At 71.2% G+C, this 24,824-nt stretch carries 22 protein-coding genes; 17 read left to right on the forward strand and 5 right to left on the reverse strand.

The genetic code is table 11. The features are described from left to right. The first annotated feature begins 5 nt into the window (after positions 1–5). From QBL25_RS06350 to QBL25_RS06430, 17 genes are all read left to right on the forward strand, one after another. Positions 6–1,166, forward strand: a complete 1,161-nt coding sequence (locus QBL25_RS06350; protein ID WP_409056004.1) for a mandelate racemase/muconate lactonizing enzyme family protein — start codon at positions 6–8, stop codon at positions 1,164–1,166. Further along, positions 1,163–2,188: a zinc-binding dehydrogenase gene (locus QBL25_RS06355; protein ID WP_409056005.1), complete on the forward strand. Its 1,026-nt coding sequence runs from the start codon at positions 1,163–1,165 to the stop codon at positions 2,186–2,188. The genes QBL25_RS06350 and QBL25_RS06355 overlap by 4 nt, the downstream gene beginning before the upstream one ends. A gap of 153 nt (positions 2,189–2,341) precedes the next feature. Then, positions 2,342–3,310, forward strand: coding sequence for a hypothetical protein (locus QBL25_RS06360; RefSeq protein ID WP_409056006.1), 969 nt, complete (start codon positions 2,342–2,344; stop codon positions 3,308–3,310). Positions 3,311–3,313: 3 nt separating this feature from the next. Further along, positions 3,314–4,435 (forward strand): multiple monosaccharide ABC transporter substrate-binding protein, encoded by a 1,122-nt coding sequence (gene chvE / locus QBL25_RS06365; RefSeq protein WP_409056007.1) that lies wholly within the window; start codon positions 3,314–3,316, stop codon positions 4,433–4,435. A 17-nt stretch (positions 4,436–4,452) separates the two neighbouring features. Continuing rightward, complete coding sequence (mmsA, locus tag QBL25_RS06370) at positions 4,453–5,991, forward strand: multiple monosaccharide ABC transporter ATP-binding protein (protein WP_409062566.1); 1,539 nt, start codon at positions 4,453–4,455, stop codon at positions 5,989–5,991. Between the two features lie 10 nt (positions 5,992–6,001). Beyond that, positions 6,002–7,231, forward strand: coding sequence for a multiple monosaccharide ABC transporter permease (mmsB, locus tag QBL25_RS06375; RefSeq protein WP_409056008.1), 1,230 nt, complete (start codon positions 6,002–6,004; stop codon positions 7,229–7,231). Between the two features lie 109 nt (positions 7,232–7,340). Next, positions 7,341–8,489: an aldose epimerase family protein gene (locus tag QBL25_RS06380; RefSeq protein WP_409056009.1), complete on the forward strand. Its 1,149-nt coding sequence runs from the start codon at positions 7,341–7,343 to the stop codon at positions 8,487–8,489. A gap of 241 nt (positions 8,490–8,730) precedes the next feature. Then, the gene (locus QBL25_RS06385) at positions 8,731–9,375 is read left to right on the forward strand and encodes a GntR family transcriptional regulator (RefSeq protein WP_409056010.1); all 645 of its coding nucleotides are present in this window, start codon (positions 8,731–8,733) and stop codon (positions 9,373–9,375) included. 11 nt (positions 9,376–9,386) lie between these two features. Continuing rightward, positions 9,387–10,298, forward strand: a complete 912-nt coding sequence (locus QBL25_RS06390) for a dihydrodipicolinate synthase family protein (protein ID WP_409062567.1) — start codon at positions 9,387–9,389, stop codon at positions 10,296–10,298. Next, positions 10,295–12,010, forward strand: a complete 1,716-nt coding sequence (gene araD, locus QBL25_RS06395; RefSeq protein ID WP_409056011.1) for an L-arabinonate dehydratase — start codon at positions 10,295–10,297, stop codon at positions 12,008–12,010. Before QBL25_RS06390 ends, araD begins: the two co-directional genes overlap by 4 nt. A 106-nt stretch (positions 12,011–12,116) precedes the next feature. After that, a complete protein-coding gene (locus QBL25_RS06400) occupies positions 12,117–13,073 on the forward strand; it encodes a carbohydrate ABC transporter permease (protein ID WP_409056012.1) in 957 nt (318 codons plus the stop codon). Between the two features lie 32 nt (positions 13,074–13,105). Continuing rightward, positions 13,106–13,981: a carbohydrate ABC transporter permease gene (locus QBL25_RS06405; RefSeq protein ID WP_409062568.1), complete on the forward strand. Its 876-nt coding sequence runs from the start codon at positions 13,106–13,108 to the stop codon at positions 13,979–13,981. Beyond that, complete coding sequence (locus tag QBL25_RS06410; protein WP_409056013.1) at positions 13,978–15,279, forward strand: Gfo/Idh/MocA family protein; 1,302 nt, start codon at positions 13,978–13,980, stop codon at positions 15,277–15,279. The genes QBL25_RS06405 and QBL25_RS06410 overlap by 4 nt, the downstream gene beginning before the upstream one ends. Positions 15,280–15,286: 7 nt before the next feature. Continuing rightward, positions 15,287–16,141 (forward strand): PmoA family protein, encoded by an 855-nt coding sequence (locus tag QBL25_RS06415; RefSeq protein ID WP_409056014.1) that lies wholly within the window; start codon positions 15,287–15,289, stop codon positions 16,139–16,141. Further along, complete coding sequence (locus QBL25_RS06420) at positions 16,138–17,745, forward strand: family 43 glycosylhydrolase (RefSeq protein WP_409056015.1); 1,608 nt, start codon at positions 16,138–16,140, stop codon at positions 17,743–17,745. Before QBL25_RS06415 ends, QBL25_RS06420 begins: the two co-directional genes overlap by 4 nt. 48 nt (positions 17,746–17,793) lie before the next feature. Continuing rightward, positions 17,794–19,188, forward strand: coding sequence for an ABC transporter substrate-binding protein (locus QBL25_RS06425; RefSeq protein WP_409056016.1), 1,395 nt, complete (start codon positions 17,794–17,796; stop codon positions 19,186–19,188). 62 nt (positions 19,189–19,250) lie between these two features. Beyond that, positions 19,251–20,567 (forward strand): polysaccharide lyase family 1 protein, encoded by a 1,317-nt coding sequence (locus QBL25_RS06430; RefSeq protein ID WP_409056017.1) that lies wholly within the window; start codon positions 19,251–19,253, stop codon positions 20,565–20,567. 55 nt (positions 20,568–20,622) lie between these two features. Here QBL25_RS06430 and QBL25_RS06435 read toward each other — a convergent pair whose 3' ends face one another. From QBL25_RS06435 to QBL25_RS06455, 5 genes are all read right to left on the reverse strand, one after another. Further along, on the reverse strand, positions 20,623–21,789 hold the full coding sequence (locus tag QBL25_RS06435; RefSeq protein ID WP_409056018.1) for an MFS transporter: 1,167 nt from the start codon (positions 21,787–21,789) through the stop codon (positions 20,623–20,625). Positions 21,790–21,850: 61 nt separating this feature from the next. Beyond that, positions 21,851–22,693 carry a pectate lyase gene (locus QBL25_RS06440; RefSeq protein WP_409056019.1) on the reverse strand — a complete coding sequence of 281 codons (843 nt, stop codon included), beginning with the start codon at positions 22,691–22,693 and terminating at the stop codon, positions 21,851–21,853. A 166-nt stretch (positions 22,694–22,859) separates the two neighbouring features. Beyond that, positions 22,860–23,708 carry a hypothetical protein gene (locus tag QBL25_RS06445; RefSeq protein ID WP_409056020.1) on the reverse strand — a complete coding sequence of 283 codons (849 nt, stop codon included), beginning with the start codon at positions 23,706–23,708 and terminating at the stop codon, positions 22,860–22,862. Next, complete coding sequence (locus QBL25_RS06450) at positions 23,708–24,241, reverse strand: SigE family RNA polymerase sigma factor (protein ID WP_409056021.1); 534 nt, start codon at positions 24,239–24,241, stop codon at positions 23,708–23,710. Before QBL25_RS06450 ends, QBL25_RS06445 begins: the two co-directional genes overlap by 1 nt. Before the next feature lie 230 nt (positions 24,242–24,471). Next, positions 24,472–24,813 (reverse strand): DUF6415 family natural product biosynthesis protein, encoded by a 342-nt coding sequence (locus QBL25_RS06455; protein WP_409056022.1) that lies wholly within the window; start codon positions 24,811–24,813, stop codon positions 24,472–24,474. Positions 24,814–24,824: the final 11 nt, after the last annotated feature.

Here is a 24,824-nt window from a genome sequence, read left to right on the forward strand (position 1 = left end):
CTGCCTTGCGTATTACGGGAATCAGCACGCACGTGGTGGGGACGCCGTGGCGCAATCTCACCTACGTCCAAGTCCACACCGACGAAGGTCTCACCGGAGTCGGCGAGACCCGCATGCTCGGCCGCACCGACGCGCTCGTCGGCTATCTCGGCGAGGCGGCCGCCAACCACATCGTGGGATCCGACCCGTTCGCGGTCGAGGATCTCGTGCGGAAGATGAAGTACGGCGACTACGGCCGGGCCGGCGAGATCGTCATGTCGGGCATCGCCTGCGTGGAGATGGCCTGCTGGGACATCAAGGGCAAGGCCCTGGGCGTACCGGTCTGGCAGCTCCTCGGCGGAAAGGTGACCGACAAGGTCAAGGCGTACGCGAACGGCTGGTACACCACCGAGCGCACGCCCGAGGCCTATCACAAGGCCGCACGGGCCGTGGTCGAGCGCGGCTACCGCGCCCTGAAGATCGACCCGTTCGGGACCGGCCACTTCGAGCTCGACCACGCCGGCACCTCCTACGCGGTCTCGCTGATCGAAGCCGTACGGGACGCGATCGGCCCGGACGCCGAGCTGATGCTGGAGATGCACGGCCGCTTCAGCCCCTCCACGGCGGTGCGCCTGGCCAAGGAGATGGCGCCGTTCAAGCCCGCCTGGCTGGAGGAGCCGGTGCCGCCGGAGAACCTCAAGGCCCTGGAGAAGGTCGCCGCCAAGGTGGACATGCCGATCGCCACCGGTGAGCGCATCCACGACCGGATCGAGTTCCGCGAGCTCTTCGAGTCGCAGGCCGCCGACATCATCCAGCCGGACCTCGGCCACATCGGCGGCATCCTGGAGACCCGCAAGCTGGCGGCGACGGCCGAGACGCACTACACGCTGATCGCCCCGCACAACGTCGGCGGTTCGGTGCTCACCGCGGCCTCGCTGCAACTCGCCGCCTGCACGCCCAACTTCAAGATCCTGGAGCACTTCAACGACTTCGCGGACGCGGAGATCAAGAAGGTGGTCAAGGGCGCGCCCCAGGTGGTCGACGGTTACTTCGAGGTGTCGCACGCGCCGGGCCTCGGCGTCGAACTCGACACGGACGCGGCGGCCGAGTTCCCGCAGCAGCAGGCGCGGTTCGACCTGTGGGCCGAGGGCTGGGAGAAGCGCGCCCCCAAGGCGGCCGCGAAGTGAGCAGCGGCCCGCGGTCACGCGCGATCGTCGTCGACCGGCCCGGCGCGCACCGGCTCACGGCCGGGGAGCGCCCCGAGCCGGGCCCCGGCGAGGTCCTGGTGCGGGTCGCCGCCGCCGGGATCTGCATGAGCGACCGCGAGGTGTACGACGGCCACCGGGACCCCGGCTACGTGCGCTATCCGGTGATTCCCGGGCACGAGTGGTCCGGGACCGTCGAGGCCACCGGCGAGGGCGTCGACCCGGCGCTCACCGGGCGCAAGGTCGTCGCCGAGGGGTTCCGTGCCTGCGGCACCTGCGAGCGGTGCCGCTGCGGCGAGACGAGCCTGTGCGGCGGCGGGTACGCGGAGACCGGCTTCACCGAGCCCGGTGCCTTCGCCGACCATGTGGCCGTCCCCGCCCGGCTGTTGCACCTGCTGCACCCGGACGCGGACCTGGCCGCCGCCGCCCTCCTGGAACCCGCCGCGGTGATCGCGGGCGCGGTGCGGACGGGGCGGCCGAGCCCCGGCGAGCGGATCGCGGTGGTCGGCGCCGGCACGCTGGGGATGCTGGCGGTCCAGCTCCTCGCCGCGTCGTCGCCCGGCGAGCTGGTCGTCGTCGACCCGCGGGCCGAGCGCGGCGGGCAGGCCATCGGCTTCGGGGCGACCCGGAGTCTGTCGCCCGCCGAAGCCCGCGCGCACCACGGGCGGTTCGACCTGGTCGTGGAGACCGCGGGGGCGCCGAGCACGGCGGCCTCCTCCTGCCTGCTCGCGCGCAGGGGCGGCCGGGTGGTCCTGACCGGCATGTTCGCGCCGGGCGCCACCGGCATCGATCCGGTCCATCTGTCGCTGAGCCAGCTGGAGGTGCGCAGCGTCTTCGGCGCACCGTCCTCCGCCTGGTCGGACGCGGTCCGCGCCTTCGGGCTCGGGCTGCTCGACCCGGCCCCGCTCATCACGCACGAGTTCCCGCTGGAGCGGTTCGGCGAGGCGATCGCGCTGGTCGGCGGCGGCGACCCGAAGACCGGGAAGGTGCTCCTGCGCCCATGACCGGTCCCTGAGACAGCACTCGCAGCACCCCTGAGACGTACGGCGGTACGCGGTGACCGGTGCGTCGCACACCCCCGTACCGCCGTACACCCACCGAACCGACCAACGTACGAAATATCGAACACCGCGTCATTCACAGCGTTTGGGAGTCCCGTGACCAGCCCGTCAGTACCCCGCCGCCCCGGCGTCGACGCCCTCGCCCGCATCGGGCACCCCGTACCCGCCCTCGACCCGGCCGACGCCTCCCCGCACACGTTCCCCGACGGGGGCACCTGGCGCACCGAGATCCCCTCCGTGGAGGGGCCCGAGGCGCTGGCCGTCGTCCTCAAGGAGAGCTCGCGGCTCGACGTGCCGGTCCACCGGATCAGCCAGGGCAGCGGCATCTGGATGCTCTCCGACGACGAGATCACCGAGATGGTGGAGGCCTGCGCCGAGCGGGACATCGAGCTGTGCCTGTTCACCGGGCCGCGCGGCACCTGGGACATCGGCGCCGCCACCCGCACCGACTCCGGTGGCGCCGGGCTGCGCTCACGCGGCCACGACGCGCTGGCCGGCTGCGTCGAGGACGCCGTGCGCGCCACGGAGCTGGGGGTGCGCTGCCTGCTCGTCGCCGACGAGGGCGTGCTGTGGACGCTGCACCGCCTCCGGGTGGCCGGCGTGCTCCCCGCCGACACGACGTTCAAGGTGTCGGCCCTGATCGGACCGGTCAACCCGGCGTCGTACGCGGTCTACGAACGCCTGGGCGCCGACTCCCTGAACATCCCCTCCGACCTGACCCTGGACCACCTCACGGAGATCCGCCGGGCCGGCCGCGCCCCGATGGACCTGTACATCGAGGCACCCGACGACCTCGGCGGCTACGTCCGGATGTACGAGGCGGCCGAGCTGATCCGGCGCGGCGCCCCGCTCTACCTCAAGTTCGGCCTGAGCAAGTCGCCCGGCATCTACCCCTACGGCGCCCATCTGCGCGACCACACCCTGGACACCGCACGCGAGCGGGTGCGCCGGGGACGTCTCGCCCTCGACCTGCTCGCCCGGCACGGAGCGGACGGCGGCATGTCGCCGCTCGGCTCGCGCCAGCCCGGTGACCTCCAGCGCTTCCCCGTCCCGGAAGGGGACTGACCCATGAGCACCCGCACAGCCAGAAAAGTACGCCTCACCGCGGCGGTGGCCACCGCCGTCCTGCTCGGCTCGCTGACCGCGTGCGGCCAGGAGGCCGTGGGCGGCAGCCGGTACCAGCCGGAGGAGGGCAAGGGCAGCACCATCGGCCTGGCGATGCCCACCAAGGCCTCCGAGCGCTGGATAGCCGACGGCAACAACATGGCCAAGCAGTTCCAGAAGGCGGGGTACAAGACCGACCTCCAGTACGGCGACGACAAGGTCGAGAACCAGATCGCCCAGCTGGAGAACATGATCACCAAGGGGCGCAGCCTCCTCGTGGTCGCCGCCATCGACGGCTCCGCGCTCACCGAGGTCCTCCAGCGCGCGCACGACGCGGGCATCCACGTGATCTCCTACGACCGCCTGATCCTCGGGACCGAACACGTCGACTACTACGCCTCGTTCGACAACGAGCGCGTGGGCCGCCTGGAAGCCCAGTACATCGTCAAGAAACTGAAGCTGGGCAAGCCGGAGAAGGGCGACGACCCGAAGAACATCGAGCTGTTCGCGGGTTCGCCGGACGACAACAACACCAAGTACTTCTGGAACGGCGCCATGAAGGTCCTGGAACCGTACTTCAAGAGCGGCCAGCTCACCGTCCGCAGTAAGCAGACCAGGATGAACCAGGCCACCACGCTGCGCTGGGACGGCGGCACCGCGCAGAAGCGCATGGACGACCTGATCAGCAAGAACTACGGCTCCGCGAAGGTCGACGCGGTCCTGTCCCCCTACGACGGCATCTCGATCGGCATCATCTCCGCGCTCAAGAGCGCGGGATACGGCTCCAAGAGCCAGCCGCTGCCGGTGATCACCGGGCAGGACGCGGAGCTGGCGTCGGTGAAGTCCATCATCCGCGGCGAGCAGACGCAGACGGTGTTCAAGGACACCCGCAAGCTGGCCGCGCAGACGGTGTCCATGGGCGACGCGGTGTTGAACGACAGGAAGCCGAAGGTCAACAACACCGAGGACTACAACAACGGCAAGAAGACCGTGCCGGCCTTCCTCCTCGATCCGGTCAGCATCGACAAGTCCAACACCCAGCTCCTCGTCGACGAGGGCTACTTCAAGGCAGGGCAGCTCTCGTGACCGCGCCCGTGCTGGAGATGCGCGACATCACCAAGACGTTCCCCGGCGTCAAGGCGCTCTCCGAAGTGAACCTGACCGTGGGCGCCGGGGAGATCCACGCGATCTGCGGCGAGAACGGCGCGGGCAAGTCGACGCTGATGAAGGTCCTCAGCGGCGTGCACGAGCACGGCAGTTACGAGGGCGAGATCCACTTCGAGGGCGAGCGGATGGCCTTCAAGGACATCCGCGCCAGCGAGAAGCACGGCATCGTGATCATCCATCAGGAGCTGGCGCTCGTCCCCTACCTGTCCATCGCCGAGAACATCTTCCTGGGCAACGAACAGAGCACCCGGGGCTTCATCGACTGGAACGACACCCTGCGCCGGGCGAGCGCCCTGCTCAAGCGGGTCGGCCTGAGCGAGAAGCCGCAGACGCCGGTCGCCGACATCGGCGTGGGCAAGCAACAGCTGGTGGAGATCGCCAAGGCCCTGTCCAAGGAGGTGAAGCTGCTGATCCTGGACGAGCCGACGGCCGCCCTGAACGACGAGGACAGCGCCAAGCTCCTCGACCTCATCCTGGAGCTGCGCGAGCAGGGCATCGCCTGCATCATCATCTCGCACAAGCTGAACGAGATCCGGGCCATCACCGACGCGGTGACGATCCTGCGCGACGGACGGACCATCGAGACCCTGACGGTCCGCGAGACCCCGGCGTCGGCGCCGCAGGTGGCCGAGGACCGCATCATCCGCGGCATGGTCGGCCGCGACCTCGACCACCGCTTCCCCGACCGCACGCCCTACGAGGGTAAGGACGCGGGAGACGTCGCCCTGTCCGTGCGGAGCTGGACGGTACGGCATCCGGTCGACCACCAGCGCAAGGTCGTCGACGACGTGTCGCTGACCGTGCGGCGCGGCGAGATCGTCGGCATCGCGGGTCTGATGGGCGCGGGCCGCACGGAACTGGCGATGTCCGTCTTCGGGCGCTCCTACGGTCAGTACGTCGCCGGCACGGTGGCCGTCGGGGGGCGCGAGGTCGTGACCAGGACCGTGCCCGCGGCGGTCGACGCGGGGATCGCGTACGTCACCGAGGACCGCAAGCAGTACGGCCTCAACCTCATCGACAACATCAACCGCAACATCTCGCTGGCCTCCCTCTCGGGCATGCGGCGCAAGGACGGCTTCGTCGACGAGCACCACGAGCGGTCCGTCTCCGAGCGCTACCGCAAGTCGATGAACATCAAGGCCCCCACCGTCTTCGAGCAGGTGGGGCGGCTCTCCGGCGGCAATCAGCAGAAGGTCGTCCTGAGCAAGTGGATCCACTCCGACCCCGAGGTCCTGATCCTCGACGAACCGACGCGCGGCATCGACGTCGGCGCCAAGTACGAGATCTACACCGTCATCGACAAGCTGGCGGCCTCGGGCAAGGCCGTGCTCTTCATCTCCTCCGAACTGCCCGAGCTGCTCGGGATGTGCGACCGGATCTACACGATGGCCGAGGGCCGGCTGACCGGTGAGGTCGACCGCGCGGACGCCACCCAGGAACTCCTGATGCGCCACATGACCAAGAACAGAAGCTGAGGCATCCGCCATGACCACCACGACCACGCCGCCACGCGACACCTCGTCCACGCCGCCCGCCAAGGAATCCACGGGTGCTCTGCTGCTGCAGAGCGTGCGCTCGAACATGCGCCAGTACGGCATGCTCGTCGCCCTGGCCTTCATCGTCATCCTGTTCCAGATCTGGACCGACGGCACGCTCCTGCTGCCGAACAACGTGTCCAACCTGATCCAGCAGAACGGCTACATCCTCATCCTGGCCATCGGCATGATGATCGTCATCATCGCCGGGCACATCGACCTGTCCGTCGGCTCACTGGTCGCCTTCGTCGGCGCCATGTCGGCGGTGATGATGGTCAAACACGACATGCCCTGGGTGCTCGCCCTCGTCCTCTCGCTCCTCATCGGCGCGGTCGCCGGGGCGTGGCAGGGCTTCTTCATCGCCTACGTCGGCATCCCGTCGTTCATCGTGACGCTGGCCGGCATGCTGCTCTTCCGCGGTCTCACGCAGATCGTCCTGGAGGGCCAGTCGCTCTCGCCGTTCCCCGAGGGCTTCCAGAACATCGCCAAGGGGTTCATCCCCGAGATGGGTCCCTACACGCAGTACCACAACCCGACCTTGGTGCTCGGCCTCGTGACGGTCGCCTTCCTGATCTTCCGCGAGTGGCGCAGCCGCAAGCAGCAGCTCGCCTACGACCTCGACGTGATGCCGACGGGCCTGTGGGCGGCCAAGCTGGTGGCGATCACCGCCGCCGTCGTCGCCTTCACGCTGACGCTCGCGAGCTTCCACGGTGTGCCGGTGGTGCTGCTCATCATGTGCGGCCTGCTGATCGCCCTCGGCTACGTGATGCGCAACGCGGTCGTCGGACGCCACATCTACGCCCTCGGCGGCAACAAGGCGGCGGCGAAGCTGTCCGGCGTCAAGGACAAGCGCGTCACCTTCCTGATCTTCGTCAACATGGGCGTGCTCGCCGCGCTCGCGGGCTGTGTGTACGCCGCACGCCTGAACGCGGGCACCCCGCAGGCGGGCCTGAACTTCGAACTGGAGGCGATCGCGGCCTCGTTCATCGGCGGCGCCTCGATGAGCGGCGGCGTCGGCACCGTGATGGGCGCCGTGATCGGCGGCCTGGTGCTCGGCGTCCTCAACAACGGCATGTCCCTGGTGAACATCGGCACCGACTACCAGCAGGTCATCAAGGGCCTGGTGCTGCTTGCCGCGGTCGGCTTCGACGTCTGGAACAAGCGCAAAGTGGGGCGCTGAGCCCCGGCTGACCGTCCCCGTCCCCGCCTCGCCCCGTGATTCATCGCACCGCAGATCGCCCTGCGGGCCCGTCCGCACCCGCGGACGGGCCGAGAATGAGGAGCCGCACATGGAAACGAGCAGACGTACCGTCCTGGCCTCGGCCGCCGCAGCCGGACTCACCGCCGCCGCGGCGGGCACCTCCCACGCCTCGGCGGGCCGCACGCCCACCAAGGAGCTCTTCGGACGGCTGGCCGACGGCACCAAGGTGTACCGCTGGTCCCTCGCCAACGGCGGCACCCGCATGAAGGTCCTGTCGTACGGCGGCATCGTGCAGTCCCTGGAACTCCCCGACCGGCACGGGAGGTACACCAACGTCTCCCTCGGCTACGACTCCCTCGACGCGTACGTCACCGGGACCACGTTCTTCGGCGCGCTGATCGGCCGCTACGGCAACCGCATCGCCAAGGGCCGCTTCACGCTGGACGGCACGACCCACCAGCTGTCCGTGAACGACGGCGAGAACAGCCTGCACGGCGGGGCCAAGGGCTTCGACAAGCGGGTGTGGGACGTGGAGCCGTTCGCCGGCGCCGCGGGCGTGGGCCTGGTCCTGCGGTACGTGAGCGTCGACGGCGAGATGGGCTACCCCGGAACCCTGCGCGTGAAGGTCACCTACACCCTCACCGCGCGCGGTGACTGGCGCATCGACTACGCGGCGACCACGGACAAGGCCACCGTGGTGAACCTGACCAACCACACCTACTACAACCTCGCGGGTGAGGGCAGTGGCGACATACTCGGCCATGAACTGGCCCTGGACGCGGCCCGGTTCACGCCCACGGACGCCGGGCTGATCCCGACGGGCCAGCTGGCGAAGGTGGCGGGCACCCCCTTCGACTTCCGGCGGGCCAAGGCGGTCGGCCGGGACATCCGGGACTCCCACGAGCAGTTGGTGACCGCCAAGGGCTTCGACCACAACTGGGTCCTGGACAAGGGCATCACGCGGCAGCCCGAGCACTTCGCGACGCTGCGGGACCCGGCGTCGGGGCGCACCCTGAAGATCGCCACCACCGAGCCGGGCGTGCAGTTCTACTCCGGGAACTTCCTGGACGGCACGCTCACCGGCCCTGCGGGACGCACCTACCGGCAGAGCGACGGCCTCTGCCTGGAGACCCAGCACTTCCCCGACTCCCCCAACCGGCCGGCGTTCCCCTCGACGGTGCTGCGGCCCGGGGAGACCTACCGGTCGAGCACGGTGCACGGCTTCTCGGCACGCTGAGCGGACACGACGACGGGGCACGGCCGGACAGGGCCGTGCCCCGTCGCCATGTCCGCACCTCGAAGGAACGGGCGCCAACTCCCGTATCCCGCACTCCCTTTATCTCGTACGGCTTTTCCTGCGCGAAGCGTTGACGCGCGTCGGCCGGGGCCTTAGCTTCATCGCGTCGTACTTCATACGTCATATATGAGACGCGATACGCGATCGCTGTACCACGGCTGCACGACGACTGAGAGCAACGATGAACTTTGCGCCCCACCCCATCCCCTCGCGCACGCAGTACGTGCTCGAGGCGATCAAGCACCGCATCCTGACCGGGCAGTTGGCGCCCGGTCAGCCCCTCGTCGAGACCGAGCTGGCCGCCCAGTTCGCGGTCTCCAAGACCCCCGTACGGGAAGCGCTGAAGACACTCGCGGGGACCGGGCTCGTCGTCATGAGCCAGTACAAGGGCGCCACCGTGCGCATGGTCGACGCGGCCATGGCCCAAGAGGTCTACGACGTACGCCTCCTGCTCGAACCGGAGGCCCTGCGGCGCACCGTCCGCAGCGGCGCCCGCCTGGAGGAGGCGCGCGACGCCCTGGAGCGGGCGGACGCCGCGGCGGACGCGGCCGAACGCTCCCTGGCCAACCGGGAGTTCCACCGCGCGCTCTACGTGCCGTGCGGCAACCCGCTGCTGTCCCGGATGCTCGACGACGTGCGCGACCAGGCGGCCCTGGTCTCCGCGGTCGCCTGGGCGACGCTGCCCTCCTGGGAGCGGGAGGCCGCCGAGCACCGGGAGATCCTGCGGCTCGCGCTCGCGGGGGAAGCCGACGCCGCGGCGAGCGGACTCCACGACCACATCGCCTCGTTCGTGCGGCGGGCGTTCCCGGAGGGGGAGCTTTCATGACCGGCCCGGGCATCACCGCACGCTTCGAGGAGCTGCGTTCGGCGCTCGCCGACGTGGTCGCCATCCCGGTGACACCGTTCGCCGAGGACGGCTCCGTGGCGCCGGACACCTACCGCGCCCTGATCAGACGCCTCACCGACGGCGGCGTGCGCACCCTCACGCCGAACGGCAACACCGGCGAGTTCTACGCACTGGCCCCCGAGGAGCGGCGCCTGGTCACGGAACTGACCATGGAGGAGGCCGGCCGCAGCGGCGCCGTCGTGCTCGTCGGGGTCGGCCATGACCTGCCGACCGCGATCGCCGGGGCCCGGCACGCGCGGGAGACCGGCGCGCACATGGTGATGGTCCACCAGCCGGTGCATCCGTACGTGTCCCAGGACGGCTGGGTCGACTACCACCGGGCCGTCGCCGACGCCGTGCCCGAGCTCGGCGTCGTCCCGTACATCCGCAACCCCCTCCTCCTGGGTCAACGCGTGGCGGATCTCGGCGCGTTGTGCCCCAACGTGATCGGCGCGAAGTACGCGGCGCCGGATGCCGCCGCCTTCGCCGCGTTCGCGCGGGACGCGGGCCTTCGGCGGTTCGTGTGGGTGGCGGGGCTCGCCGAGCTGTACGCCCCCGCGTACTGGGCGGTGGGCGCCACCGGCTTCACCTCGGGTCTGGTCAATGTCGCGCCCGAGGTGTCGCTCGGCATGCTCGAAGCGCTGCGGGCGGGCGACTATCCGGCGGCCATGGACGTCTGGGAGCGGATCCGCCGCTTCGAGGAGCTGCGGGCCGCCGACCAGTCCGCGGACAACGTCACCGTCGTCAAGGAGGCACTCGCCGCCCTCGGCCTGTGCCGCCGCGAGGTGCGCCCGCCGAGCCGCGTCCTTCCCGTCGAGCGGCGCGAGGAGATAGCGGCGCTGGTGAAGGCGTGGGCGACATGAGACCCGAGGAACTGCGCAGCCACCAGTGGTACGGCACGGACGGGCTGCGGTCCTTCAGCCACCGGGCCCGCACCCGGCAGCTCGGCTATCTGCCCGAGGAGCATCTGGGCAAGCCCGTCATCGCGGTCCTGAACACCTGGTCCGACATCAACCCCTGCCACGTCCACCTGCGCGACCGCGCCCAGGCGGTCAAGCGCGGGGTGTGGCAGGCCGGCGGCTTCCCCCTCGAATTCCCCGTCTCCACGCTCTCCGAGACGTTCCAGAAGCCGACGCCGATGCTCTACCGCAACCTCCTCGCCATGGAGACCGAGGAGCTCCTGCGCTCGTACCCCGTGGACGGCGCGGTGCTGCTCGGAGGCTGCGACAAGACGACGCCCGCCCTGCTCATGGGCGCCGCGAGCGCCGACCTGCCGGCCGTCTTCGTGCCCGCCGGGCCGATGCTCCCGGGACACTGGCGCAACGAGGTGCTCGGCTCCGGCACCGACATGTGGAAGTACTGGGACGACAAGCGCGCCGGACTCATCGGCGACTGCGAGCTCGCCGAGCTGGAGAACGGCCTGGCCCGCTCCCCCGGCCACTGCATGACCATGGGCACGGCCTCCACGCTGACCGCCGCCGCCGAGGCGCTCGGCGTGACCCTGCCCGGCGCCTCGTCCATCCCCGCCGTGGACTCCGGGCACGACCGGATGGCCGCCGCGTCCGGCATGCGCGTGGTCGAACTGGTCCACCAGGATCTGCGGCTGTCGCGGCTGCTCACCGCGGACGCGTACGAGGACGCGGTCGCCACCGTCCTCGCGCTCGGCGGCTCCACCAACGCCGTGATCCATCTGATCGCGATGGCGGGCCGCAGCGGCGTACGGCTCACGCTCGACGACTTCGACCGGATCGCGCGGACCGTGCCGGTGCTCGCCAACCTGCGTCCCGGCGGGCAGTACCTCATGGAGGACTTCCACTTCGCGGGCGGACTCCCCGCGTTCCTGGCCCAGTTGACCGACGTCCTCCATCTGGAGCGGCCCACCGTCGCCCACACCACCCTGCGCGAACAGCTCGCGGGCGCCACCGTGCACAACCCCGACGTCATCCGCCCGCGCACGAAGCCCCTGGCCGACGAGGGCGGAGTGGCGGTGCTGCGCGGCAACCTCTGCCCGGACGGCGCCGTCATCAAGCACATCGCCGCCGAGCCGCATCTGCTGCGCCACACGGGCCCGGCGGTCGTCTTCGACGACTACCGGCAGATGCAGCGCACCATCAACGACCCGGCGCTCGGCATCACCGCCGACCACGTCCTGGTGCTGCGCGGCTCGGGACCCAGGGGCGGCCCCGGCATGCCCGAGTACGGCATGCTCCCGATCCCCGACCACCTGCTCAAGCAGGGGGTGCGCGACATGGTGCGCCTCTCCGACGCCCGGATGAGCGGCACGTCGTACGGCGCGTGCGTGCTGCACATCGCTCCCGAGTCGTTCGTGGGCGGGCCGCTCGCCCTCGTGCGCACGGGCGACCCGATCACCCTGGACGTGGCGGCGCGCTCGCTCCATCTGGGCGTGTCCGACGAGGAGCTGGAGCGGCGCAGGGCGGCGTGGACGCCGCCGCCCGCACGCTACGGGCGCGGCTACGGCGCGCTCTACGACGAGCAGATCACCCAGGCCGACACCGGCTGCGACTTCGCGTTCCTGGCCCGCGAGGGCACGAACCCCGACCCGTACGCGGGCTGAGCCCGCCCCTTCGGGCCGCTCTCTGTGTGTACGAGATCTCGAACAACGTCTGCGAAGCGCTTCATCTCGCCGACCGTGTGCCGCCCCTCAGAACGGAGAAGCAGACATGGCCTCAGCTGTGGCGAAAGCGCCACCGCAGCCACCGCCCCGGCGCCGGACGCCGGGTGCGCCCCGGCGCCGAACGGGCGCGGCCCCGCGCCGCCTCCCGTATCTGCTGATCGCGCCGGCCGGGCTCCTGATGCTGGGCTTCATCGCCTACCCGGTCATCAGCGTCTTCTACTACAGCCTGCGCCACCACAACCCCACCAAGCCCTGGCGCGACGGCTTCGCGGGGTTCGACAACTTCACCAAGGCGTTCACCGAGGACCCCCAGTTCTGGCAGACGCTCGGCTTCAGCCTCCAGTGGGTGGCCGTCGAAGTCGTCCTCCAGCTGCTCCTCGGCCTCGGCCTCGCGCTGATCGTCAACCAGACCTTCATCGGCCGCGCGATGGCCCGTGCGCTGGTCTTCTCGCCGTGGGCCGTGTCCGGCGTCCTCACGTCGACGATCTGGCTGCTGATCTTCAACTCCCAGACGGGCATCACCCGTTACCTCGCCGACCTGGGCATCGGCTCGTACGGGACGTCCTGGCTCTCCGACACCAGCACCGTCTTCCCCGCCGTCGTCGTCGCCGAACTCTGGCGCGGGGTGCCCTTCTTCGCGATCCTCATCCTCGCCGACCTCCAGTCCGTCTCGAAGGACCTGTACGAGGCGGCGGAGGTGGACGGCGCCAGCCGCTTCCGGCAGTTCTTCCACATCACGCTGCCGCACCTGAAGGACGCGATCATCCTCTCCACGCTCCTGCGAGCGGTCTGGGAGTTCAACAACGTCGACCTGCTCTACACCCTCACCGGCGGCGGACCCGCGGGCGAGACGACGACCCTGCCCCTGCGCATCGCGTCCATCGCCGTCGACTCGCACGACTTCGGCTACGCCTCCGCGCTGACCTCCATCGCGTTCGTGATCCTCCTCTTCTGCTCGATGGTCTATCTGCGGCTGAGCAAGTTCGGAGGTCAGGACAAGTGACCACCACGCAGCACCTGGACAGGGAAGCCGCCATGGCGGACACCACCGCACCCGCCACGCCCCGCGCGGGCGGCCCGCGCACCCCGAAGCGCCGCCCCTGGGACGAAGCCCCCCGCTGGCAGATCTACCTCCCGCTCGGCCTCTATCTCCTGTTCACCCTCATCCCCTTCTACTGGATGCTGCTCTTCGCGATCCGCCCGGCGGGCTCGACCTCGCTGCTGCCCTGGCCGATCACGTTCGAGCACTTCGACAAGGTGTGGACCGAGCGGAGCTTCGGCCTGTTCTTCCAGAACAGCCTCATCGTCGGCGTCCTGTCGATGCTGATGACCACGGTCGTCGCCCTCGCCGGCGGCTACGCCCTGGCCCGCTTCGACTTCAAGATCAAGCGCGGCTTCATGCTGGCGCTGCTGTGCTCGCAGTTCATCCCGGGCGCGCTGATGCTGGTGCCGCTCTTCCAGATCTTCGCCAATCTCCAGATGATCAATTCGCTCGGCAGCGTCATCATCGCCGAGGCCGTCTTCCAGCTGCCGCTCTCGATGATCCTGATCAGCGGGTTCATCAGGAACGTGCCCTACTCCCTGGAAGAGGCCGCCTGGGTCGACGGCTGCGGACGCTTCCGCGCCTTCTGCGCCGTCGTGCTGCCCCTGCTGCGGCCCGGTCTGATCGCCGTCGGCTCCTTCGCCTTCGTGCACAGCTGGAACCACTTCCTGTTCGCCCTGATGTTCCTCTCCAACCAGGACAAGCAGACGATCCCCGTCGGTCTGGCCACCCTGATGGGCGCCGACAGCGTCGACCTGGGCGCGCTCGCGGCCGGCGGCGTCATCGCCGCGCTGCCCGTCGTGATCGTCTTCGCCTTCATCCAGAAGTGGCTGGTCACGGGCTTCAGCGCCGGGGCGGTGAAGGGATGAGCGCCGCCCCGGCGCCCACGGCGCCCCGCACCCCGCTGCCGCTGGTCCTGGCGGGCGCGCGCGGCCACGGCAGATGGCATCTGCGCAACATCCGCCGCCTCGAACAAGCCGGTCTCGTCCGCCTCGTGGGGATCTGCGAGCTGACCCCGCTGACCGGCGCCGAACTCGCCGGGATCGACGGGCCGGGCGATCCCGGCGCGCCGGGCAGTCCGGGTGAGCCAGGCGATCCAGGCGGACCAGTCGTGTCCGCCGGGCGCGGCGAACCCGCGCAGTCCGCGGACTTCGCCGGGCTGCTCGACGCCACCGGAGCCGCCGTCGCCGTCATCTGCACGCCCATCCCCACCCACGCCGACCTGGCCGTGGCCGCCGCGGCACGAGGCGTGCACCTGCTCCTGGAGAAGCCGCCCGCCCCCTCGTACGCGGAGTTCCGCCGCATCACCGACGCGGTGGCCGCCGCGCGAGTGGCCTGCCAGATCGGGTTCCAGTCGCTCGGCTCGCACGCCCTGCCCGCCGTCCGCGCCCTGGTCGCCGCGGGCGCCGTCGGGGAGCCGGTGGGCGTCGGCGCGGCGGGCGCCTGGACCCGCGACGAGACGTACTACAGCCGCGCGCCCTGGGCGGGCAGGCGCCGCCTGGACGGCGTGGACGTCGTGGACGGCGTCCTGACCAACCCCCTGGCCCACGCCGTCTCCACCGCCCTGGCGGTGGACGGATCCACCCGGGCCGAGGACATCGCGCGAGTGGACACCGAGCTGTTCCGCGCCAACGCCATCGAGTCCGACGACACCTCGTTCGTCGGGATCACCACCGGGCGCGGGGGCCGCGTCGCCGTCGCCGCGACGCTGTGCGCCGAGCGCCCCGCCGAGCCGTACGTCGTCGTCCACGGCTCCCGGGGCCGCATCACGTTCTGGTACAAGCAGGACCGGATGCTCGTGCAGCGCTCCGGGCACGGGCCCCAGGAGGTCGTGCACACGCGGACCGACCTCCTGGAGAACCTGGTCGCCCATCTCACGGGCGACGCCGAACTCCTTGCCCCACCGGCTGCGACGGGCGCCTTCATGCGGGTCGTCGAAGCGGTTCGCCGCGCACCCGATCCGCTGCCCCTGCCCGTGGAGGCCTGGCGTTCCGTGCCCGGCGCCCACGAAGGCGTACGGCGCCGGATCGTGCACGGCATCGACGGCCTGGTGGCGGCGAGCGCCGACACACTGTGCGGCTATGCGGAGCTCGGCACGTTCTGGGCCCTGCCGGACTCCCGGTTCGCCCCTTCTCACTCCCGTACCGCCGAGACCCCACCGAGGTGAGAACGCCATGAACAGAACCGCGACCGACACCGCGCTCATGCTGCGCTGCTCGGGCCGCCCCGTGGGCCGCTACGTCATCCACCCCACCGCGGGCCCCCGGCTCGCGCCCCGCCCCTATCTGCACCCCGTCCGCACCTTGGGCGGCCACCCCGTCACCGAATACGGCCCCGCCGACCACCCGCACCACCACGGCGTGAGCGTCGCCGTGCCCGACGCGGAGGGCCGCAACTTCTGGGGCGGGCGCACCTACGTACGCGACCAGGGGCCGACCGAGCTCGACGACCACGGCGAACAGCGCCACCTGGAGTTCAAGCTGCGTGACCCCGACGGGTTCGTCGAGGAGATCGGCTGGCTCGACGAGGAGCACGAGCTGCTGCGCGAGCGGCGCACGGTCGCCGTCACGCCGCTCTCCGCGTCCGCCTGGGCCCTCGACTTCACGTTCTCCCTCACCAACCCGGGCTCCTCCGAGATCTCGATCGGCAGCCCGGCCACCAACGGCCGCCCCGGCGCCGCCTACGGCGGCTTCTTCTGGCGTGCCCCCAAAGAGGCACGGGCCCCCGAGGTGTTCACCGCGGACGCCGAGGGCGAGGCCGCGGTGCACGGCGCCACGGCGGACTGGCTGGCCCTCGCGGGGCAGGGGTGGACGCTGGTCTTCGCCGGGGCGACGGCCGAGACGCGGCGCGACCCGTGGTTCGTGCGGACCGCGGAGTATCCGGGCGTCGGCTCCTCGCTCGCCGCCGAGCGGCGGCTGCCGATCGGCCCCGGTCAGACCGTCGTACGCCGGGTCGTCACCGTCGTCTGCGACGGCCGGCCGAGCCGGTCCGAGGCCGCGGCGCTCGTCCGCAAGGCGGTGACCGCGTGACCGCACCCCTCGACGGCCGCACGGGCGGACCCGGTGAAGCCGCCGGTCTCGGTGAACCCGGCGGTCCCGGTGCCTTCGGTGATCTCGGTGACGGGACCTACCGCAATCCCGTCCTCGCCGCCGACTGGTCCGACCCCGACGTGGTCCGGGTCGGCGACGACTTCTACCTCACCGCGTCCAGCTTCGGGCGCGCCCCGGGGCTGCCGCTGCTGCACTCCCGCGACCTGGTGAACTGGACGCTGATCGGGCACGCCCTGGAGCGTCTGGAGCCCGCGGAGTCGTTCGCCGCGCCACGGCACGACTGCGGGGTGTGGGCGCCGTCGATCCGGCAACACGAGGGCCGGTTCTGGATCTTCTGGGGCGACCCCGACCACGGCGTCTTCCAGGTCAACTCCCCCGACATCCGCGGCCCGTGGACCACACCGCACCTGGTCAAGGCGGGCAAGGGGCTCATCGACGCCTGTCCGCTGTGGGACGAGGAGCACGGCGAGGCGTATCTCGTGCACGCCTGGGCCAAGTCGCGCTCCGGTGTCAAGAACCGGCTCACCGGTCACCGCATGAGTCCCGACGGCCGCGAACTCCTTGACGACGGACGGGTGTTGATCGACGCGGACGAGCTTCCCGGCTGGTTCACGCTGGAGGGGCCCAAGCTGTACCGCCACGACGGCTGGTTCTGGATCCTCGCTCCGGCCGGTGGCGTGGAGAGCGGCTGGCAGGGCGCCTTCCGCTCCCGGACCTTCCACGGCCCCTACGAGGAGCGGGTCGTCCTGGAGCAGGGCGACACCGACGTGAACGGCCCCCACCAGGGCAGCTGGGTGCGCACCCCGGCCGGGGATGACTGGTTCCTGCACTTCCAGCAGCGCGGCGCGTACGGCCGGGTCGTCCACCTCCAGCCGCTGCGCTGGGACGCGGACGGCTGGCCGGTGATCGGGAACGCCGGCGCCCCCGTCTCCGTACACGAGAAGCCGCGCCTGCCTCCGCAGCCCGCCTCCGCACCCGCCACCGACGACGACTTTCCCGGGGGCCGCCACGGCCGCCAGTGGCAGTGGTCCGCCAACCCCCGCGAGGGGTGGGCGACTTCGCACGCGGCCGACGGGCTGCGGCTGGCCTGCGTGCGCTCCGCGGACGCCCACGATCTGCGCCGCCTGCCGCACGTGCTCACCCAGCGGCTGCCGCTCGCGCCGTGCACCGTCGAGGTCGGCCTGCGGCTCGACGCCGCCGCGGCCGACGCCAGGGCAGGGCTCGCCGTCCTCGGCGACGCCTTCAGCTGGATCGGCCTCGAACGGGGCGAGGACGGCACGGTCCGCCTCGTGCACCGGTTCACGGAGCCGGTCGCCGAGCGCGAGCGGGACGCCGCGCGCCCGCGGCCCGCCCCCGACGGCACCGCGCGGCTGCGGATCGACGTCACGGACGGCGCCCGCTGCCGCTTCCTGGCCGACACCGGCGACGGCTTCAGGCCATCGGGCCAGGTCTTCGCCGCGACGCCGTGGCGATGGGTGGGAGCGCTGCTCGGCCTGTTCGCCACGGCCCCCGCGGGGCGGAACGGGGCCGGGACGGCCCTGTTCACGCACTTTCGGATCGCGGCCCCCGCCCCGCGCCCCTGACCCCACATCACCTCGCACCACCCGTACATCCGACGAAGAGAGCCGACGATGAACATCACCATCCGTGGAAGCAGAACCGGAAACAGAAACGGCGCCGGAAGCGGCGCCACGAGCGGCGGCGGACACCGTCGCGCGCTGGCCGCCGTCGCCCTCACCGCCGCGTTCGCGCTGACCGCCACCGCCTGCGGCGACGACGGCAGCGGGGCGGGCGGGGACAAGGGCGAGGAGGGGTCAGGGAAGGGCGAGATCACCTTCTGGGACAACAACGGCGGTGTCCGCACCGACGTCTGGAAGGAGATCATCAAGGACTTCGAGGCGAAGAACCCGGACATCCGCGTCAAATACGTGCCGATCCCCGCCGAGAGCGTCCAGTCGAAGTACGACACCGCCATCCAGGGCGGCGGCCTGCCGGACGTCGGCGGTGTCGGCGCCGCGATGCTCGCCGGGATCTCCGCGCAGAACGCCCTCGAACCGCTGGACAAGCGGCTGAGCGGCAGCTCCCTGGACGGCAAGCTGAACCCGGGCATGGTCGACAGCGTCCGGGCCGCGGGCGGCGGCAAGCAGCTCTTCACGGTGCCGACGTCCGCGAGCAACGGCGTGCTCTACTACCGCACCGACCTGTTCAAGGCCGCGGGCCTGGACGCGCCGACCACCTGGGGCAAGTTCTACGAGGCGGCCGACAAGCTCACCGACAAGGATGACAACAAGTTCGGGTACACCATTCGCGGCGGCGAGGGTTCCATCGCGCAGGCGCTCGACGCGGCCTACGGCCAGTCCGGCATCGGGTCGTTCTGGGACGGCGACAAGACCACCGTCAACGACCCGAAGAACGTGAAAGCGCTGGAGAAGTACGTCGCGCTCTACAAGAAGAACACCCCCGAAGCCGACGTCAACAACGACTTCAAGAAGATGAACGCCCAGTGGGACACGGGCCAGATCGGCATGCTCAGCCACAACCTCGGCTCCTACGCCGACCACGTGAAGGCGCTCGGCGAGAACAAGTTCCGCGGCCTGCCCAACCCGACGACCGACGACGGTGACCGCGTACAGGTCTCCAACCCGGTCGACGGACTCGGCCTGTTCACGTCCGGCAAGAAGAAGGCGGCGGCCTGGAAGTTCATCGAGTTCGCGGCCTCGCACGAGTCCAACAGCAAGTGGAACGAGTCCGCGGGCGCCATCCCCGCCAACACCGCCGCCTCCAAGGACGCCTGGGTGAACGAGGCCGAGCCCACCAAGCTGGCCGCCGCCGCGCTCAACGACGGCTCCCTGAAGATCGTGCAGCTGCCCTACTACCTGCCCGACTGGAACACCATCAGCAAGGCCGACAACGAGCCGAACTACCAGAAGGTCCTGCTCGGCAAGATGTCCGCCAAGGACTTCCTCGACACCCTCGCCGAGCAGCTCAACAAGGCTCAGGCCGAGTGGAACGACCAGAAGAAGTGACGGCACGCCCCGCGCACGGCGCTGCCCGACTCCTGGATCACCTGGCCGGAAGGACCGCGACGATGAGGACCACGAAGACGACGGGAACGGCCGGGGCTCCGCGCGCGGCCGGGCGCGGCACCCTCGCCCTGCTCGCGGGATGCACCGCCCTGGTCGTGGCGGTCACCGCCGCCCCGGCCTCGGCCACCGGAGCACACGACGTGCTGCCGCCCCGGGACGGCTGGGCATCCGCCGACGGCGGGACCACCGGCGGCGCGGGGGCCGACGCCGCGCACACGTACACCGTCACCACCTGGGAGGAGCTGCGGGCCGCGCTCGCGGACGACCCCGGCGCTCCCCGGATCGTCAAGGTCAAGGGGACGCTGGACGCCACGGCGGCGGGCTGCTCCGCGTTCGAGGCCGACGGCTACGACTTCGAGCGGTACCTCGCCGACTACGACCCCGCCGTATGGGGCCGTGACACGCCCGTCAGCGGCGCCCAGGAGGACCTGCGGGCGGCGTCGGCGGCCCGGCAGGCCGGGGCCGTCAAGGCGTACGTCCCCGCCGACACGACCATCGTGGGCGTCTCACGCGACGCCGGGATCGTCGGCGGAAGCCTGCAGATCCAGGGCGTGGACGACGTGGTCGTCCGCGGTCTCACCCTGGAGAGCCCGCTGGACTGCTTCCCGCAGTGGGACCCCACGGACGGGGAGCGGGGGGCCTGGAACTCCGAGTACGACAGCATGGTGGTGTACGGCTCGACGCACGTGTGGGTCGACCACAACACGTTCACCGACGGCGAGCACCCCGACGCCTCGCTGCCGTCCTACTACGGCGAGGTGTACCAGCAGCACGACGGCGAGCTGGACGTCGTCCGCGGCGCGGATCTGGTCACCGTCTCCTGGAACGTCTTCGCCGACCACGACAAGACCCTGATGATCGGCAACAGCGACAGCGCGGGCGCCACCGACCGCGGCAAGCTGCGGGTCACCCTGCACCACAACGTCTTCCGGAACATCGTCGAACGGGCGCCACGCGTGCGCTTCGGGCAGGTCGACACGTACAACAACCACTACGTGGTCCCCGCGGACGGTTATCAGTACTCGTTCGGCATCGGGCAGGAGTCCCGGCTGGTCGCGCAGAAGAACGCGTTCACGCTGCCGGCCGGGGTCAGTGCCGCGAAGATCCTCAAGAAGTGGAAGGAGGCACCGGTCACCGCCGACGCCAACTACGTCAACGGCCGGCGGGTGGATCTCATCGCCGTCCACAACGCCGAGCTGCCGCAGGAGACCCTCCGGTCGGGTGCGGGCTGGACACCGGTCCTGCGGACGCGGGTGGACGACCCGCGTGTGCTTCCGGGGCTCCTCGCGCGCCACGCGGGTGCGGGCAAGCGCCGCTGAGCCCGCACCCCTCCGGGTGACCCGTCTGGACCAGGGCGGTCGCGCGCGCCCTGGTTCAGCGGCCGGGCACCTTGCGGAGCCACAGCCAGAGGGCCGTCGCCGCGCACTGGAACGCGGCGATGCCCAGCATCAGACCGTCCGCGCCCAGCTGCCCCGCGAACACCCCGGTCAGGGCCGCGCCACCCGCCGACGCGCCGATCTTCAGGCTGCCGCCGGTGGTGTTGACCTGGCCGAGCCGGTCCGCCGGCGCCTCGCGCTGACGGAGCATCAACGTCGCGGCGAACAGGGGTCCTTCGGCAATCCCCGCGGCCCCGCAGACCGCCCAGGCCCAGGGCAGTGACGGTACGAGCGCCAGTGCGGCCACGGCGGCACCGAACCCCAGCAGACCCGCGACCACGGTCCGTTCGGCTCCCACGGGCGTGAGCCACCGTGCCGAGGCGAGAGCGCCCAGCAGGGACCCCAGGGCGAAACAGGCCAGCAGCTGCCCGCCCGCTCCGGCGCCCGCCCCGATGTCCTGGCCGAGCAGCACCGCGGCCACCGTGAACCCGCCGAAGCCGAACCAGGCGACCGTCGTCGACACGGTCAGGGCCCGCAGCACCCGGTTGGTCCCCAGGACCGAGAGCCCGCCCGCCACGATCTGCCCGACACCGGCCCGGGTGCCCTCGTGCCGGACCTGCGGGGGCGCGATCCGCAACAGGGGCAGGGCGAGCGCGCCGAGCGCGGCGGCGGCCACGACCACGATCCCGGTGTCCCCGCCGCCCGCCACGGCGGCGACCGTCGCAGCGAGGCCGGGCCCCGCGACGGCCGCGACGGTGTAGCTCGACGCCTCAAGTCCATAGGCCCGTGACAGCTGTTCGGGCGGCACGAACCTCGGCAGCAGGCTGGTGAGCGCCACCACGACCGGTTCGACGCAGCCGACCACGGCGGCCACCAGCAGGACGAGCACCAGCGGCGAGCGCCCCGCCGACATCATGAGCAGGGCGGTCGCGACGGCATAGGCGCCCGCCAGCACGGCCACGAGACGGCGCGGCCGGCCGGTCCGGTCCAGCGCATGCCCGATGACCGGCCCGCTCAGGACGTACGGGAGCAGCATCGCGGTCTGCACGAATCCGGCGCGAGCCGCGTTCCCGGTGCGCGCCTGCACGGTGAGCACCAGGGCCGTCGCCGCCCCTTCCGCGGACACCCTGAGCAGGGTGGCGGCCGTCAGATGCAGACGGAGCAACCGGGCCCTCCTGAGCGCTCGTTCAGTGAGCACCCACTAAAGCACGCGTCGGCCGGGGGCCTTACCGGTAACTGATGTCCGAGGCGCTGTACTTGCAGTACGTGCCGTCCGGGCCGCTGCCCGTCTCCTTGGGCTCGTCGCCCGAGTCGTTGCCGGTGTAGCGGACGCAGGGCTTGATCTTCTTGCTGCTGTCGCCGTGGATGCGGATCTTGCCGAGGGTCGCCGTGTCGCCGTAGTTGGTGTTGATGCCGACCAGGGACTTGCCGGGGGCGGTAACGTCCACGTCGTTGACGGTGATCGTGCGCTTGTACTGCCGGGAGCAGTTGCCGCAGGAGCGGACCAGCTTGCCGAAGTCCGCGACCTGGAACCCGCTGATGTTCAGCTTGCCGGCGCCGTTGAACTGGAAGACCTTGTCGTCGGCCTTCTTGGCACCGCCGCCGGTGACGGTGTACGCCGCACTGCTGGAGGTGCCCTTGAAGCTCGCCGCGTCCTCGCCGACGTCCTCCCACCACACGTTCTGGAGGGTGCAGCTGCCCGAGCAGTGCACGCCGTCGGCGGCGGGCTTGCCGAGGACGACGTTCTTCAGGACCGCGCCGTCCTTCAGCTTGAAGACGGGGTCCTGGCCTTCGTCCTGGCCGCCGCCGCCGAGGTCGCCGCTGCCGTAGAAGCGCTGGAGCTTGCCGTCGTAGGTGCCGGACACCTCGATGGTCCGGGTGACGGGCTTGTCGCCCGTGGGGGTCGGCCAGGCGGCGGCCGTGGTCGCCGCTCCCGCCGGGGAGAGCAGCGCGTTGGCGCCCAGGGTGGCTCCGGTCAGCAGGAGCGCGCCGCCGGTCGCGCCCGCGACGCGGCGGCGGGTGAGGCGGCGCTTGTGGCTCGTGCGGGATGCGGCTCGTCGGGTGGTCATGGGGACCGCTCTTTCGCTGGGGGGATGACCTTGCGTCTGCTGGTCTCCGCCCGGCCGCGAAAGGTTGCCGCCCCCTGGAAAATTCTTCCCGCCCCCGGGGGAGAGGCGCGCGACGCCCGCCGGGAGGCACGTGCGACGCCCCTCGGGAGGCGGGCTGCGACGCCCCTTAGGAGGTGCGTGCGAAGTCGCCGCGCACCGCGGCCTTCCGGTCCCGTCCGCCCGACGCGGTCGCCTCCGCCGCGTACGTGTCCTCGCCCGCGTCCCTGCCGCCCTCGGCGTGGTTGTACTGGCCCGCGAAGACGTGCTCGCCCGCCGGCACGGTCCGGCCCGCCTTGAGCGTCCACCGGTAGACCAGCTCGCCGCCCGTCTCGCGCACAAGGACGCTGAAGTCGTCGGCGGGCAGGGAGCGCCAGTTGCCCGTGTCGAGGACTCCGCCGGTCTGCGCGACGCGCAGTTCGACGGTGAGTGCGGTGAGCGGCTTGCCAGTCTTGAAGGTGAGGGTGCTCTGCGCCCAGAAGTCGTTGCTCCGCGGGTCGACGGAGCCGTCGCTCCAGAGATACCCGTCCTCGACGCCCTGGGCGTCAGGGGCCGGCGCACGCTTCGTGTCCTTGGGGCCCTTCGTGTCCTTGGGGCCCTTCGTGCCTTTGCCCGAGGGGTGTGCGGGCTCGGCCGGTGCGCTGGGTCCGGCGTTCCCGTCGTCCGGCGCGGAGTCGGCAGGGCTCGGCGCGGGCGGGGAGTCGGGGGCGGCGGGTGTGCCCACGGTGCGGGACGGCGGGTCGTCGCCCTGGACGACGGAGGCGACGGCATACCCGCCGAGGGCGAAGACTCCGGCGACGGCGGCCGTGGCGCCCGCGATCCGCAGCCAGGGGGCGGGCCGCCGCGCACCACCGCGGGAGGAGGTTGCGGGGACGGCGGTGTCGCGCTCCATGCCGCGCTCGACGCGGGCGAGCATCCGTTCCCTGTCGGGGCGGTGCTCGTCCGCGGCATCGCGCAGCTGCTTGCGTACGTCGTCCATCACTGCCTCCCTCCCACCAGTTGCGAAGCGACCCGGTGGCCGAGGAGCCGTTGCAGCTCCGCCATTCCCTTGGACGTCTGGCTCTTCACCGTACCGACCGAGACGCCCAGGGTGAGCGCGGTGTCCTTCTCCGAGAGGTCGAAGGCGTGCCGCAGGACCACACAGGCCCGCTTGCGGAACGGCAGCGTGCGCAACGCCTCCTGCACGTCGACGACCGCCGGTATGTCCGGGTCGTCGACGCCCTCCGGCCGCTGCCCCCAGAACAGGGCGACGCGGCGGCGTTCCCGGACGGCGCTGCGGATGCGGCTGCGCGCCATGTTGGCGACGACTCCACGGGCGTACGCGACCGGGTGGTCGGCGGCCCTGACCCGGTCCCAGCGGTTCCAGAGCGCGACGAGGGCGTCCGCGGCCAGATCGTCCGCCGCGTCCTTCTCTCCGGTCAACATGTGCGCCAGACGCGCGAGTTCGTTGTAGTGCCGCTCGAAGAAGTCGTGGAACTCCGCGGCGGCTGCGTCGTCGGCGGCTGTCCCCACGGGTGACCTCTTTCTGTGCCTGAGCGGCTCTGCCCGCGCGCAGATGGCCCCGTACCGCCGCAGCGCGGTGCGCGAGCATAGCAACGTCTGTGCGAGAGATCGAACAACGTCCGGAATCCCAGGCAGATCTGAGCCACCTGTGCCGATCGAAAGAGGGGTGCTTCCATGGCGTCCGCGTGGTCACGCCGGGGGATCGGCGTGGTCACGTCGACGTCAGGCACGCGCCCGTCTCACGCGGGGTCGTCCTCGCGCGCGTAGCCGACGAGTTCGCGCAGCCGGCGGCCGAGTTCGGCGACGTCCATGGCGGCGTGCAGCGAGCTCATGCTGAGTTCGCAGGCGAGGGCGTTGCGGCTGGCGTTGAGCGCGTGCACGCGCATGTTCCAGGCGATGGTGCCGCGGTTCAGGTCGTCGGCCTGCCGCTGCACGAGGGGCATGAAGTGGGCCAGTTCGGCGCGCAGCTCCCGGTCGAGTTCGACGAGTCGCTCGCGTGCGGGCAGGGTCCTGTGCGCCGTCAGGGCTTCGGCGAGATTCAAGCTGTGGCGCTCGCGCACCGGTTCCATAGGCTGGGCCATGGCGACGCTCC

It is taken from the genome of Streptomyces sp. SYP-A7185, assembly GCF_046103685.1.
Lineage (GTDB): Bacteria > Actinomycetota > Actinomycetes > Streptomycetales > Streptomycetaceae > Streptomyces.